Source organism: Paenibacillus sp. MAH-35 (assembly GCF_058135425.1).
Map to the genome: position 1 here is coordinate 26,768 of NZ_JBYUPU010000018.1, position 13,247 is coordinate 40,014.

The window sequence follows — 13,247 nt, forward strand, 5'->3', positions numbered from 1 at the left end:
GCCCAACAACGCAAATAAGAGCTAGTAATCGCTCTTACTTTCGGGAAAACTCGCTCACTCGCTCCAATAAGAGCTGCCAGCACCCCTTATTCTCCCGGCGTCCCATTCCCACTCCAACGTTCATCCACCGGCAGCCTCGGTCAACGGCTTCATGTCGTACCACGCATACTTACCGCACGCAGTGTGCTGTGCCGCTGCATCCCCCCAACCCGCCAATTACACCGCACCCCAACAGGCCGCGGCGCGTAACATCGACCACAAACCAGCTGCCTGCCGCCCAACCTTCAGCCAGGATGGCCCCTCCCTCCAAAACATGGTAGGATGAAAGGAATACAAGCTGGAGGTGGAGTTTCTCCGATGGTACCTGTCGCCAACATTATGGGCATCCCTTTTCCAAAACTTACGATGGACCAAACTTTAAGCAAGCTTAGCGAGGTCGTGGAGCAGAATCGCTCTTCCCTCTATCACGTCATTACGGGAAACCCGGAAATTGTAATGAGATGCCAGCACGATGCCGGGCTGCGTTCGATTGTGGATGAAGCCGGGCTGATTACCGCCGATGGGATCGGAATCGTGCTGGTGTCCCGGGTGAAGGGCGGGCATCTTCCGGAACGGGTCACCGGCTGCGATCTGCTGATTCGGCTGCTCGAGACCGGGAACCGGAATCGGAAAAACTGGTCGTTTTACTTACTCGGTGCGGATGAAGAGACAAGCCTCAAGGCGGCGGAGGCCATCGGCCGGACGTATCCGAACGTTACAATCGCAGGACGCCACCACGGCTATTTCACCCCGGAGGAAGACGAGAAGATTGTGGAAGATATCCGCCGCGCGGCCCCCGATTTCTTAATCGTGGCGCTGGGAGCTCCGCAAGCCGAATTGTGGATTCATACCTACCGGTCGCGTCTGAACGCCAAAATTGCGATGGGTGTCGGAGGAAGTCTGGATATTATCGGCGGGAAAGTAAAGCGCGCCCCCAAAGTATGGCAAGATCTGCATGCCGAATGGTTATTCCGGTTAATCAATCAGCCCTCGAGATGGCGCAGACAGCTCATTCTGCCCCGGTTTGCAGTCAGAGCGCTGCTGTACCGGGAACGTTAACCGTACTAACGATCGTTCGCGAATAATTGGAAAGGGCCGTCTAGCTTGATCCAGACGGTCTTTGCGTTTGCCCGGTACTGCCGTCACGCCAAACGAAATGTTGAATAACAATTCATTATAATGCATAATAATTCTCAACTATTTTGTACTTGGGGGGAATGAGCCATGAACCTGATCCGGGAGTCCAGCCGACTGGACGATTACTTGGGGCACACCGAAGAAGTCGACTACCGCCACCAGACGATACAAGGGAAAATCACCGAATTGCATGGCCGCTCGCCGGACGATATCGCCTATGTGAAAGCCGCTTTTGAATTTGTCCGGGACGGCATCTCCCATTCGTGGGATATCCGAAGCTCGCGCATTACGCGTACGGCCTCTGAAGTTCTTCTGCATCGCGAAGGGATCTGTTATGCCAAATCCAATCTGCTGTGCGCTTTATTACGGGGACGGGGCATACCTACCGGCTTCTGTTACCAGCGCTTGACATTAGGCGACACTCCCGACACGGGCTATGCGATCCATGCATTAAATGCCTGCTATATCCACTCCGTCGGCAAATGGATTCGTCTGGATGCCCGCGGCAATAAGGATGGAGTGGACGCCCAGTTTTCCCTGAACAAAGAGCGGCTGGCCTTTCCCATACGCGATCATTATGGAGAGAAGGATTACCCGCTCCTTCACAAGGCGCCCCACCCGAAAACGATGGACGCGCTCCTTCACCATACCGATTGCAAACAAATGTACCTGCACGGCCTGCCAACGGAGTTATAGACGCAAACTCGCGCCACAGCCGCAGGCGCCCTGCCCTGCCTACCCCCATACTCCGACCATTATGACACCGAGTGTTATAAGGAGCGACGTTAGGATACGTTTGGCGCCCTGCTGCTCCCGCAGGATCAGGACCCCCAGGATCGTCCCGAATACGGTCCCGATCTCTCTCATGGGAGCAAGCTGTGCGACCGGCGCAATCGACAAGGCGAACAGAAACAGCAAGTACCCTCCGGGTGCAATTACTCCGCCGAGCAGGATCACCTTCCCATTCGCCTGAAGCTCCTCCCGCATCTTTCCTGAACGCAGCGCAGCCCATGACAGAGCCAGCAGGTTGCCGATATTGGTCGCTTCATTCAGCACGACGGCCGGGACATACTCCAGAGCCGCCTTATCCACCGCAATATAACCGGCGATACAAACTCCCACGGCCAGTGCCAGAAGCGGCGCCTTCCACGGCGCGGGCGCCCGTGCCGAAGCTTCTCTCCCCGGCTTGACGCTGCTCAGCAGCGCAATCCCGACGACGATCAAGCCTATCCCCGCCCAGCCCGCGGCCGATAACGATTCGCCGTACAACGTCACCCCAAGCACTGGCACGAGCAGCGGGCTCGTCCCTCTCATGATCGGATATACCTGCGACAGATCACCAGCCGAATAAGCGGCTGCGAGCAGTACGACGTACAGCCCGTGCAGCGCCATCGAGACCAGCACGATCACCAGTCCTTCGCCGGACAGCCGGCTGTTGTCCCATTCGAGGATCGTCCACGGCAAGAAGAGAACGATCGCGACAAGCTGGCAATACCAGAGGAACACATTTTTGTCGATACTTTTCTTCGTGTACAGATTCCAAAGTGAATGCAGGAACCCCGAACCGAGTACGAGCATTACCGCCGTTCCAACCATCCCTATCCCCCCATGGCCGGTCGATCATCGTCTCTTCAACATGTATGGCACGTAGCAGCTTTAAGCTTTCTGCCTCATTCATCCGCACGGCCTATGTACAGCTTTGAACATCTAGCACCCTGCTACACCTTACGGTTCTCCATCAGCCAGCGCCCCGCATAATCCACCGCTTCCCTCATCCCGAAAAGCCGGCAATAGGCACGGCCGATATAGCCGGTCCGCACTTCGTCCTGTTCGTCAAACCGACGCCCGATCTCGGCGAAATCGCCGGAATCGTAGTCATAGTCCTCAAACTGCTGCCAGACGCGCTGCCCCTTCACTGTAATCGGCGCCCCCATCGATTTTCGCGGCATCCTCTCCAGCAACGTCTCGGCCAGATGGAAACTTGTGCAGGAGTCATAACCTACTCCAAACAGGAGCACTTTCGCTTTCGAAGGCCAAGCGTACAGCTTGCCCAGCGGCGAATCCGGGCCGAACTGCGGCGTCAGCGGATGATCCGCCACGATCGAAGCCGCAAAAGCGCCATTCGCGCAGAAGGACACCTGCGGGTGGTTCGACCGGCACGTCCCCGGGAACGTTCGAAACAGCTCGGCGATCCGCCCCATTCCCCGCGTCGGCGTTATGGCCGGATCGAAAGCCGGCCATTCCTCGTAGATGACGTTCCTCCATGCCTCAGGTACCGGAGGATTTTCCCATTCGGCCGGATCGCTCCAATCGCCGCTCTGCGCAGGCATCACCAGCGTACCGCCCTCTCCGACCGCTGTCAGCAGCGCTTGAACGACCGCCTGCGGCCCGCCGCAAACCCAGCCAATGCTCGACAAGGAGGAATGTACCAGCAGCATGTCGTTCCCGCTTATGCCGAGATGTCCGGCATCCTCGATGATTTGGTTTATGGTGACAGGGCTGCGGGTTGCTCCGATCACATCTTTCTCCTTCATACGCCGCACCCTTCCATTAATTTCTAGGCTATATACAGAGAATAGTATCATACCAAAGCCCCTCCATGAAGGAGGGGCTGGCATTAATCCTTTGTCGGCAGACCGGGTGGCTGCCAGGTAAAGCCTGTCCCGGGTCACGCTGAAGGGCTGACCGGAACCCAACGACTAGAATCGGGCGACATAAAATTCGCGATCGGCCGGCACGTTAGATTGGAATAACTGTTCGTTGTCCGCATTTCTTATTCGCAGCGTATAGGAAAAGTTCGTTAATGTATTGAGGTTATCGAATCTGGCGGCTCCGAAATCGTCAAATTGCGCTGTCAGCGTGGTACCGTTTCTAGTTAACACCGCCGTCCAGCCGGAAGTAGATTTGGGCGAATTGCCTGCATTGGCGTTAACCGCAAACACATGGAACCGGTTCAGCGTTTGTCTGATTCTTCTTTTCTTTTTCGTTGCTGCCGCTTTAGCCCTTCTGAGCAAGAGCGCTTTTTTAAGCATAAGAGCTTTTGTTTTGTTTACAGTCTTCATCTACGTTCACCACTTTCTCTTAAGATGTTAATAGTAAATGCAAGAAACTCTTTGCCTGAAACGCTCTTTTACCTACTTACTAGAAAAGAGGTTATATCCTAGAAAAGTAGGAACGTAGCCTGAAGGGCGGCCCGCGCATACAATGACGGAGAGGTGAACCAACCGTATGGACGGACCAAGCTGGCTGCAAACCTATGCGTCGAAAATGAATCGTCCCTTAAGAAACAAAGTTCGGCACATCCATGCGAGCGGCAATCCTTCCGCCGCCATCCGAGTCATCATCCAATTGAAACGCCGCGTCACTCCAGCCCGGCTGAACGCTCTGCAGCAGCATACAGGTTCTCTCCCCCTCCCGATCATCCGGCGTCTTCCGCTGATCCGCTCCGTGGCGTCCAACGTCTCGATGCCGTGTCTGGAACGGATGTGCAGTTGGAATGGGATCGGGAAAATTTATTTGGACGGGATCAAAAAAACGTCGCTGTATATTGCAACGCCCTCCATCGGCGCAACGGCCGTCCGAAGGAAGACGGGGCTTACCGGCAAAGGGATCAACATTGCGGTGATCGACACAGGCGTATACCCGCATCCGGATCTGACCCGGCCGGTTAACCGGATTGTGGCTTTCAAGGATTGGATTCATGGGCGAAAAAAGCCGTATGACGATAACGGTCACGGAACCCATATCGCCGGCGACTGTGCAGGAAACGGATGGGAGAGCAAGGGGATATACAGGGGGCCCGCACCCGAAGCGGGAATTGTCGGAGTTAAAGTGCTGGATCGGCAAGGGAGCGGCTACGACTCCACGATTATAAAAGGAATCGAGTGGTGCATCCTTCACCGGAGACGGTTAAAGCTGCGCATTCTGTCCATGTCGTTGGGCGGCCCGGTGAATACCGTCTGCAGCGACGACCCTCTTTGCCAGGCGGTGGAAAAAGCAGTCCGGGCCGGACTCGTCGCCGTCATTGCCGCCGGCAACAGCGGACCGGGGCGCCGAACGATCGAGTCGCCGGGGAGCGCCCCGTCGGCTATCACGGTCGGAGCGGTGGACGATCATCGCAGCATCCGGCAAGCGGACGACAGCGTGATGTGGTATTCAAGCCGCGGTCCCGCACGAGGCGGACGGAGCAAGCCGGACCTCGTAGCGCCGGGCGAGACGATCGTCTCGCTGCGGGCTCCCGGCTCCGTGCTGGATCGGGAATACCCTTACTTGCGGGTCGGACACGACTATTTCATCCTGTCCGGCACCAGCATCTCGACGCCCCTGGTTTCCGGCGCAGCCGCCCAGCTGCTGCAGCGTTATCCGTCTCTATCTCCCCGGCAGGTGAAAGCGGCTTTGAAAAAAAACGCCTTCCGCCTAGGTCTTGGACCCAATGTAGCGGGAAGCGGCATCGTGAATGTGAGGTTTTTGCTAAATCAGCGAAATCCTCGCAGCAAGCGTAGACCGTCTAAAGGATGGGTTTCGAAGTAATGGAGCGGGCACTGGTACAAAGTCATGATCGGGGGGCTGATCGCCAAAGTCAGCCCACTTCCCTATATGGCCTGACATAGCACCCGATCCGGAGCGGCTGATCCAGCCGCTTTCGGTCATGGTCACTTCTACCTCGCCGCCTAGGTCGGGGCCAGAATCATTATAGGGTTGCCTTACACCGAATGAAGCTGCGTTTCCAAGCAGTCAATATGCTTCCGGACTTCCATCCAGTTGGCAGCGCGGTATATCCGATCGCCGGCAACGGACAAGTTGTAGGGCTGCTCGTACAAAATAACAGGCCGGTTCGCCCTGCCAAACTGCTCCGCATAATGAGGGCCGTCATCGATCAGCACGTCCACCCTCGCATCCATGCATGCCTGAAGCTTGTTTTCAACAAACGCTATGTGATGATACGAAATGTCATGGCGCTTCAGCCAGTCCATCGTAACCTCTCGGAAATAGGGCGGCCGGGCTGTAATAATGGATAGCCGGTGCCTGCCGTACAGCTGCTGCAAGATTTCGACGGCCATCGGCAGAGGGGAGGAATTCCAATGAATATCGTGGCCATACTTGATATAAACCGCATCGATTTCATCCTGATTCCACCCGTACAACCGGTACAAATAAAAATCGTTAACGTCATCCGGCGTAAACGATAACCCGGACGCTATATTGTAATAGTGCAAATGAGCGGAGGTCGCGTCGAGAATTGTGTTGTCCAAGTCGATGCCGATATGCATTAGCGCAGTGCTCCAAACTCGCGGAGCAAAGCGGCCACGTTGTTGTTGCCTTGACGAAGCGCAAGAGACAGCGCCGTCTCTCCGCCTTCGCTGCCCGCGTTAACGTCAGCACCATACCTTACGAGCAACCGGATGATCTCCAGATTGTCTTCATGGAAGGCAGCCGTATGCAATGCGGTATGGCCATTGCTGTCGAAACTATCGGTCTGCGCCCCGGAAGCGAGAAGCAACTCGATGACTTCCATCTTCCGCGCCCCCGCTATTGCGGCGTGCAGCGCGGTATTCGACGGGATGAACGAAAGTTTGGAATGCGACATAGCATTCGCCTCCGCACCGTTATCCAGCAGCACTTGCACAGCCTCCCGGCTGCCGAAATGCGCCGCATAACCCAAAGGCGTAAGCCCGTCTTCATTTTCCTCGTTCGCAAGCTGCGGATGAGCCGCCAAAATCGTTTGCAGACGCGAAGCATCATTGGACTGCGCTGCCTGGAAAACTTCCTTCGTAAGCCGGGTTGATTCCATTCCGTTCTCCTCCGATTCGGTATGATCAGATCCAGGTGACCAAGTAGTTGTATAGGGTTACGTCTACTATATAAAAAAAGCCGGATAAAGGAAACGCCGCTAGACATTCGAACATACGTTTGGGATAATGAAATCAATCAGACGCCCGGAGCAAACAACCCGTATTTCGAAAAAAAAGGACAAGGGGGACCCGTGAGATGAAGCCGAAAATCGAGGCACCGAAAATTCCCGACAACTTGACGCCATGGGATCGTGACGTATTCCCGCTTCAGCCGAAGGACGAGTTTCGTCTCTTCTCTATAAGCGATATGGTCTTGGAGGATCAGGAGGCGGCGAAGGTTTCGTTCGAGAAGATTGTGTTCAAGAATGTAACCGTTACGGACTCCTCCCTGATCGGACTCGAACTGACGGACGTCGTTTTTGACAAATGCGATCTGTCGAACGTGTGCCTGACCGATTCGTTTTTTCACCGTACGGAATTCAGGCATTGCAAGCTGATCGGAACGGACTTTACAAGGAGCCGGTTCCAGAACGTCCGATTTGCCGGCTGTTCGGGGGATTACGCCGCATTCCGGTTTTGCAAGTTTAAGCAGGCCGCTTTTGAGAACAGCTCCTTAATCAGCGCCGACTACTCTCACTCCGCCTTGCCCAAGACTTGGTTCACCGCGTGTCGGATCGACCAGGCCAATCTGTCCGGCTGCAAACTGGAAGGGATCGATCTCAGCGACTGCGACTTCGGCGGGCTGATGGTAGAAATCGAAGATTTGAACGGCTGTATCATTGCGCCGCAACAGGCCTCCTCGTTTGTAGGTCTTTTGGGTTTAATCATTAAATAATCGATCGGAGGATATCAGATGATGGTTCAACAGATGGACCGGCACTTTGATGCGGTCAGTTTCAGCGGGGAGGACCTCAGGGAAAGCGAATTTACCCGCTGCACGTTTGAACGCTGCACATTCACCCATACTTCCTTGGAGGAAATCAACACGTTAGGGTGCCGGTTCGTACATTGCAACTTCCAAGGGGCGACGATGAACGGTTCGATTCATACGGAATCGGCTTTTGAAAACTGCAGCTTTATGGAAGCCAACCTTTTTGTAGCCAAATTTGTAGATTGCAAAATGATGGGCTCCGACTTTACGAAGGCGAGGATCGACGGCATTACGCTAACGAAGGGCGACTGGTCGTATACGAATCTTCGGCAGGCCAGGCTGGTCAAGCAAGATTTGAGAAACATCCGTTTTTTTGAAGCGGATCTGTATGAGGCCAATCTGGAGAAATGCGACCTGAGGGGCTGTGACCTGACCCGGACCAATCTGGCCAAGGCGAAGCTGCAAGGGGCGGATTTGCGGGGTGCCGTCATGGACGGCGTCGATTTTAAGTCGTTTGACGTCAAGGGAGCCCGCATGGATACCGCTCAAGCTGTCGTTTTCTTGCGCTCCTTCGGGGCGAAGGTTGACTGAGTGGAGAGGGCAAGCCCTTCTAATCCGGAAGGGCTTTCTGAATGCAGTCTTCCGAATCCTCGAATAGCCACAAAGAAACCATGCCGACAACGAGCATTGCGCAGCTGAGCCCCACCCTTCCGCTGATCCCAATCAGCCCTCTTTTATGCCCCCCGAATCTGCGATCCGGTAGACCGGACTCCATAACCTAGATTTCAGCACGGCTCCTCCTCCCCTGCGATAGCCGATACTCGGTACGAAAGATATAGGAATGAAATCTGTTGGTTGGCAGAGGGCTGGTAGTTACGTAAACATGCGATCTGACGGGTTTTGCCGGAAGAGGAATTCCACTCATTATTTCACTTTTCTTCCAATTCAGGTATAGAATCAAGTCCTTCGACGTAGGGAATTGTGGTATTATGAGTTGGAACAGCTAGATGAAGAATCAAAAGGAGAGAATTGATATGAATTTTCTTAAAAAGTTATTTGGAGGTATTAACAACGGAGAGAAGTCCAAAGACGGCACTACGATCTATAAATATGAGGAACAAGAGACAAATGATTTTACGCCGCCGGCCCAAATGAAATATGCGGAAGAAATCGTAGCCCATTTCGATAATGTGTTTCCGGATAGAAACAGCAGCGTATTTCATGAGATTGTGTCCGATCTCGTACATATCGATGTAAACATTATGGAACCGACGGAAAAAGAACCGTTTTGGGTCTTATACACGACCGGTATGAGCGACTTGCCTATGACTTTGCCGAAAGAGATGCAGGAACAGCTTGAAGAGAAATTCGATCGGGCCGAAGTGATGATGTTTCTTCCGGCTTCCTGGGAGTTGACCGAGGAATCTGTTAAAGATGACAATAACTTTTGGCCGATTCGACTGATGAAACAAATGGCTCGATTCCCCCATCAGTACAATACGTGGCTGAGCTTTGGCCATACCTTGCCCAATTACCAGCATTATGAGCCTTATGCCGACAGCACGGGTTTAAATGGAGTGGTCATCTATCAGCTAAACGAGAGAATTAGCGAAATTGCAACCAAAGACGGCAATAAGATCAACGTTTATTTCCTGCTCCCGGTGTACAAAGAGGAGATGGAATACAAATTGGAACACGGCATGGATGCGCTGATGGATCAATTATTGGAGCTGGGAAATGATGCACTGGTTCTAAATCCGAACCGGATCAATACTTGCAAGCAGTAGGTGCCAGTTCACTAGCGATTGCCATTGCTTGTCATCGATTCATCTCGAAGAGGGGAGACTCCCCTCTTTGCTATTTTCTCCCCGCTCTGCTGCACGCCCTCTCTGGACGATCCCAGGCCGCTCGTCACCGTCCGCCTTTCCTCTACGCTTTCTTGTCTTCCGCCATTTCGTTTGCTAACGCAGCCAGCTTGTTGATCGTTTTCCAGTTTCGCACGGTCGTCGGTACGCCCAGCTTGTCCGCCTGAATCGCCAGCTTCGAATTGCGGATGCTGGGGTTGAACAAGAGGTACATATTGTTGCCGGTCAGGTGGAACGTCTCGCCATCGGTCTCGAACGCCTTCAGCCTCTCCACGCGGTCGGCAGGCGGCTCCTCGAGCAGCATCGACACATACAGCACCTCGCCAACCGAGTCTTTCCCCGCCTTGGCCATCTGCTCCTCCGTGAACGGACAGCTCGAGGCGATTGCGTTCATTTCCTCCGCCGTTCGTAGAATCGTCCGAATCGAGAGACCGAACTCGTCCGTGATGACCTGTTCGATCCGCTGACGCAGATCAGCCTCTTCCTCATCCGACTCGAACAAAATATTGCCGCTCTGGATGTACGTCTGGACCCGGGCCAAGCCGATCCGGTTCAAAGCTTCCCGGAGGTCCGCCATCTTGATTTTATTGTTCCCGCCTACGTTGATACCTCTGAGCAGCGCGATATGTATCGTCATTCGACTCCCCCCCGCTTTCCATTTTTTATTACTGGAAACTTATTCACTTTGCGCTCCAAGGCCGCTAAACGCAAACTTGTTCAAAAACGGATGATTCGTCAAGAGCTTCTTCATCTTCTCCATCGTTTTAGACCCCTTCGGCGCACCGCCTCTTCTAGCCAACTGCATCCATCGGAGGCAAGCAAGCGCTACAAACACCTCCAGCTCTTCCGGCTTCACATCCTGCTCTGATACATAAGCGGTGCGAAAGGCGTGCGCGCTCCGTTCGGTACCATACAGAACTAACAAAATAAACGACCAGGCGAAATCATATCTGAAATCCCCGGCTTGCCCGTTCGTCCAATCGATCACAGTTAACCGGTGATCCGCTTCCACAATGTTGCCCAGATGGTAATCGCCATGGATCAGCCACTCCTGCTTGATGTCCGTCAGCTGCAGCAGAGCCGCAAGCGCATTGGCCAGATCGGCATGTTCGCTTACTCCAGGGAAGAAGTATTCCGCGAAATCGTATTTCGGAATCGGCACATGTCCGATCTCTTCCACCTTAATATGATGAATCTTCGTTAAAAGTTTCGCGAGCTCGATTATTTTCTGGGCAGGCAGCTTTTTAACGGGCATGCCGTCATAGGTCGTCAGCAGCACCTGATCTCCATTTGCATCGATTCCCCATCCTACCGGTGCAGGAACGGACACCCCGCGTTCGAGTAGAGCGTTCAGCAAATGATATTGAAAACGGACGTCCGGCTTGGAACTTTTGTTCCAGACTTTCAGAACATAGCTCGCCTGACCCGAGTCAAGCCTCGTCACCTCGGCTTCAAAGCCTTGATTGATCGGATGTTCCATCAAGCTGTCCGGCTGATCCAGCAATGGATCGAGGATTTCCTTTTTTTCGATCCATTTCACTTTGGTTATAGGGAAACCCAATCAAATCTTCCTCTCACACAGCGAATCTATCATTTTCTTTCCATCGCTTTTTTGAGCATCGGTTCTTTCATCGTCAGCACCTCCCAGTTCGATTATTATAACACTTTTGGCGGATGAGATGGAAAAGCGTTGCCGCGGGGATCCCCCCTCGGGAGAACGATTTGGCGCAAATATCACCCAAAAACCGATGAATCGTCCGCAACAATCTGTCTCAACTTTTTGCTCCCAAACCTAAAGATCATATTGACGCCTCCCCATCCGATTCGGTATAATCCGTTAAGTAAATCGTAATATTTACTATTTATAATTCTCTACATACGAGGAGGACCGAATATGAAACGAACCTTAACGGCTTGGCTGGCGGGGTCGATGGCCGCTCTGCTGGTGTTGGCAGGCTGCAATGGAAGTAGCACGGAAACCGCAGGGACGCCGAAGCCGGCTCAATCGCTCGTGTATGCTACGGCCAAAGACATCAATGACATGAACCCTCATCTGTACACAGGCTCCATGCCGGCGCAAGGAATGGTATACGAATCGCTGGTCGAGAACACGAAGGACGGGATCAAGCCGCTGCTCGCCGAATCCTGGGACATTTCTCCCGATGGAAAGACGTACACGTTCCGCTTGCGAAAAGGCGTAACGTTCCATGACGGGGAACCATTCAACGCGGGAGCGGTGAAAGCCAATATCGAAGCGGTCCAAAGCAACGCCGGCAAGCATGCCTGGATCAAGCTGTCGACCAAGATCGCAAGCGTCGCTGCAGTCGATGAACATACTGTACGACTTGCGCTGACCGAACCGTACGATCCAACCTTACTCGAATTGTCGATGACCCGCCCCTATGTCTTCTTGTCCCCCAAAGATTTCGGAAGCGGCGGCACCAAGGATGGCGTCAAAGGCTACAACGGTACGGGTCCCTACAAGCTCGCTGAACATAAGACCGATCAATACGCCACGTTTACGGCAAATGAGACGTACTGGGGCGGTGCGCCGAAATTGAAGCAAATTACGGCCAAAGTGCTTCCGGCGGGTGAAACGACGTTTCTGGCGCTGCAAAAAGGCGAGGTGAACTTCGTGTTCACGGACGACCGCGGCGCGGACAGCATCGATGTGGAGGCGATGAATCAGCTGGTGCAATCGGGCAAATACCGGCTGATCCGGAGCGAGCCGATGAATACGAAGATGATCGTCGCCAACACCAGTAAGACGGGCAGTCCCGTACAAGAGACGGCTGTCCGCGAAGCGCTCTGGCATTCGATCGACAGGGAGACGATCGGCAAGCAAATTTTCAGCGGCACGGAGACGCCCGCCTTTGCGTTATTCTCCTCCAACGTTAACTACGCCAATGTTGATTTGAAGAAACGGAACTACGACCTGGAGACCGCCAAGAAGCTATTGGATCAAGCGGGCTGGAAGGCAGAAAGCGGCAGCGAGACTCGCACCAAAGCGGGCAGCAAGTTAACGATGAGGCTGATCTACGACGTCAACTCCAATTCCCAGAAGACGCAGGCCGAATTCATTCAAAGCACAGCCAAACAAATCGGGATCGCACTGGAGCTGATCGGCGAACAATCGTCCTCCATCGCCCAGAGAAGATCGTCGGGCGATTATGAGCTGATGTTCAACCAAACCTGGGGACTCGCATACGATCCGCAAAGCACCATAGCCGCCTTCACCTCCGAATCTGCGTATTACCACGCGACCCGGGGCATCGCGAAAGCATCCGAGCTGTACGGCAAAATAGACGAAGTCACCGTATCCGCAGACGAGAAGACACGCAAGGCGTTGTACGCCGACATCCTTCGGATCGTACACGACGAGGCCGTCTTCATCCCGATTACGAACGGCAGCGTCACAGTCGTCGCCCCCAAAGACCTGCAGGGCGTCTCCTTTAAGCAAACGCAATTCGAGCTACCGTTTGAGCGTTTGTATTTCGAATAAGCAGCGGAGGGGAATTCCGTTCCCCTTCGGTTCGCTTGAAA

General features: G+C 53.8%; 14 protein-coding genes. 7 read left to right on the top strand and 7 right to left on the bottom strand.

What is annotated here, in order from left to right:
- Window positions 1-357: 357 nt before the first annotated feature.
- A complete protein-coding gene (locus tag AC3Y2E_RS19260; RefSeq protein WP_379213174.1) occupies window positions 358-1,098 on the top strand; it encodes a WecB/TagA/CpsF family glycosyltransferase in 741 nt (246 codons plus the stop codon).
- Between the two features lie 165 nt (window positions 1,099-1,263).
- Window positions 1,264-1,872 carry a transglutaminase-like domain-containing protein gene (locus AC3Y2E_RS19265; RefSeq protein ID WP_379213176.1) on the top strand — a complete coding sequence of 203 codons (609 nt, stop codon included), beginning with the start codon at window positions 1,264-1,266 and terminating at the stop codon, window positions 1,870-1,872.
- A 39-nt stretch (window positions 1,873-1,911) separates the two neighbouring features.
- Here AC3Y2E_RS19265 and AC3Y2E_RS19270 read toward each other — a convergent pair whose 3' ends face one another.
- From AC3Y2E_RS19270 to AC3Y2E_RS19280, 3 genes are all read right to left on the bottom strand, one after another.
- Window positions 1,912-2,772 carry a DMT family transporter gene (locus tag AC3Y2E_RS19270; protein WP_379213178.1) on the bottom strand — a complete coding sequence of 287 codons (861 nt, stop codon included), beginning with the start codon at window positions 2,770-2,772 and terminating at the stop codon, window positions 1,912-1,914.
- Between the two features lie 122 nt (window positions 2,773-2,894).
- Window positions 2,895-3,710, bottom strand: coding sequence for an AAC(3) family N-acetyltransferase (locus AC3Y2E_RS19275; protein ID WP_379213180.1), 816 nt, complete (start codon window positions 3,708-3,710; stop codon window positions 2,895-2,897).
- Between the two features lie 165 nt (window positions 3,711-3,875).
- The gene (locus AC3Y2E_RS19280) at window positions 3,876-4,238 is read right to left on the bottom strand and encodes a hypothetical protein (protein ID WP_379213182.1); all 363 of its coding nucleotides are present in this window, start codon (window positions 4,236-4,238) and stop codon (window positions 3,876-3,878) included.
- Between the two features lie 166 nt (window positions 4,239-4,404).
- Here AC3Y2E_RS19280 and AC3Y2E_RS19285 point away from each other — a divergent pair, with 166 nt between their 5' ends.
- Window positions 4,405-5,706 carry a S8 family peptidase gene (locus AC3Y2E_RS19285; RefSeq protein WP_379213184.1) on the top strand — a complete coding sequence of 434 codons (1,302 nt, stop codon included), beginning with the start codon at window positions 4,405-4,407 and terminating at the stop codon, window positions 5,704-5,706.
- 173 nt (window positions 5,707-5,879) lie between these two features.
- Here the strand turns inward: AC3Y2E_RS19285 and AC3Y2E_RS19290 are convergent, their stop codons facing one another.
- On the bottom strand, window positions 5,880-6,446 hold the full coding sequence (locus AC3Y2E_RS19290; protein WP_379213186.1) for a 5' nucleotidase, NT5C type: 567 nt from the start codon (window positions 6,444-6,446) through the stop codon (window positions 5,880-5,882).
- A complete protein-coding gene (locus tag AC3Y2E_RS19295) occupies window positions 6,446-6,967 on the bottom strand; it encodes an ankyrin repeat domain-containing protein (protein WP_379213188.1) in 522 nt (173 codons plus the stop codon). Before AC3Y2E_RS19295 ends, AC3Y2E_RS19290 begins: the two co-directional genes overlap by 1 nt.
- 197 nt (window positions 6,968-7,164) lie before the next feature.
- On the opposite strand from AC3Y2E_RS19295, the gene AC3Y2E_RS19300 reads away from it, so the two are divergent.
- The 3 genes from AC3Y2E_RS19300 to AC3Y2E_RS19310 all read left to right on the top strand — a co-directional run bounded on the left by AC3Y2E_RS19300 (window position 7,165) and on the right by AC3Y2E_RS19310 (window position 9,626).
- A complete protein-coding gene (locus tag AC3Y2E_RS19300) occupies window positions 7,165-7,803 on the top strand; it encodes a pentapeptide repeat-containing protein (RefSeq protein WP_379213190.1) in 639 nt (212 codons plus the stop codon).
- A 21-nt stretch (window positions 7,804-7,824) separates the two neighbouring features.
- The gene (locus AC3Y2E_RS19305) at window positions 7,825-8,430 is read left to right on the top strand and encodes a pentapeptide repeat-containing protein (RefSeq protein WP_190931976.1); all 606 of its coding nucleotides are present in this window, start codon (window positions 7,825-7,827) and stop codon (window positions 8,428-8,430) included.
- A 443-nt stretch (window positions 8,431-8,873) separates the two neighbouring features.
- On the top strand, window positions 8,874-9,626 hold the full coding sequence (locus AC3Y2E_RS19310; RefSeq protein ID WP_190931959.1) for a suppressor of fused domain protein: 753 nt from the start codon (window positions 8,874-8,876) through the stop codon (window positions 9,624-9,626).
- Window positions 9,627-9,768: 142 nt separating this feature from the next.
- On the opposite strand, the gene AC3Y2E_RS19315 is transcribed toward AC3Y2E_RS19310, so the two are convergent.
- A complete protein-coding gene (locus AC3Y2E_RS19315) occupies window positions 9,769-10,341 on the bottom strand; it encodes a DUF1697 domain-containing protein (protein ID WP_379213193.1) in 573 nt (190 codons plus the stop codon).
- Between the two features lie 39 nt (window positions 10,342-10,380).
- A complete protein-coding gene (locus tag AC3Y2E_RS19320) occupies window positions 10,381-11,265 on the bottom strand; it encodes an aminoglycoside phosphotransferase family protein (protein ID WP_379213195.1) in 885 nt (294 codons plus the stop codon).
- 333 nt (window positions 11,266-11,598) lie between these two features.
- Here AC3Y2E_RS19320 and cntA point away from each other — a divergent pair, with 333 nt between their 5' ends.
- On the top strand, window positions 11,599-13,206 hold the full coding sequence (gene cntA / locus AC3Y2E_RS19325; protein ID WP_379213197.1) for a staphylopine-dependent metal ABC transporter substrate-binding lipoprotein: 1,608 nt from the start codon (window positions 11,599-11,601) through the stop codon (window positions 13,204-13,206).
- Window positions 13,207-13,247: the final 41 nt, after the last annotated feature.

Bases quoted from the DNA above. Each gene is read 5' to 3' on its own strand.
- AC3Y2E_RS19260 (WP_379213174.1), top strand. From the start codon at position 358: ATGGTACCTGTCGCCAACATTATGGGCATCCCTTTTCCAAAACTTACG.
- AC3Y2E_RS19265 (WP_379213176.1), top strand. From the start codon at position 1,264: ATGAACCTGATCCGGGAGTCCAGCCGACTGGACGATTACTTGGGGCAC.
- AC3Y2E_RS19270 (WP_379213178.1), bottom strand. From the start codon at position 2,772: ATGGTTGGAACGGCGGTAATGCTCGTACTCGGTTCGGGGTTCCTGCAT.
- AC3Y2E_RS19275 (WP_379213180.1), bottom strand. From the start codon at position 3,710: ATGAAGGAGAAAGATGTGATCGGAGCAACCCGCAGCCCTGTCACCATA.
- AC3Y2E_RS19280 (WP_379213182.1), bottom strand. From the start codon at position 4,238: ATGAAGACTGTAAACAAAACAAAAGCTCTTATGCTTAAAAAAGCGCTC.
- AC3Y2E_RS19285 (WP_379213184.1), top strand. From the start codon at position 4,405: ATGGACGGACCAAGCTGGCTGCAAACCTATGCGTCGAAAATGAATCGT.
- AC3Y2E_RS19290 (WP_379213186.1), bottom strand. From the start codon at position 6,446: ATGCATATCGGCATCGACTTGGACAACACAATTCTCGACGCGACCTCC.
- AC3Y2E_RS19295 (WP_379213188.1), bottom strand. From the start codon at position 6,967: ATGGAATCAACCCGGCTTACGAAGGAAGTTTTCCAGGCAGCGCAGTCC.
- AC3Y2E_RS19300 (WP_379213190.1), top strand. From the start codon at position 7,165: ATGAAGCCGAAAATCGAGGCACCGAAAATTCCCGACAACTTGACGCCA.
- AC3Y2E_RS19305 (WP_190931976.1), top strand. From the start codon at position 7,825: ATGGTTCAACAGATGGACCGGCACTTTGATGCGGTCAGTTTCAGCGGG.
- AC3Y2E_RS19310 (WP_190931959.1), top strand. From the start codon at position 8,874: ATGAATTTTCTTAAAAAGTTATTTGGAGGTATTAACAACGGAGAGAAG.
- AC3Y2E_RS19315 (WP_379213193.1), bottom strand. From the start codon at position 10,341: ATGACGATACATATCGCGCTGCTCAGAGGTATCAACGTAGGCGGGAAC.
- cntA (WP_379213197.1), top strand. From the start codon at position 11,599: ATGAAACGAACCTTAACGGCTTGGCTGGCGGGGTCGATGGCCGCTCTG.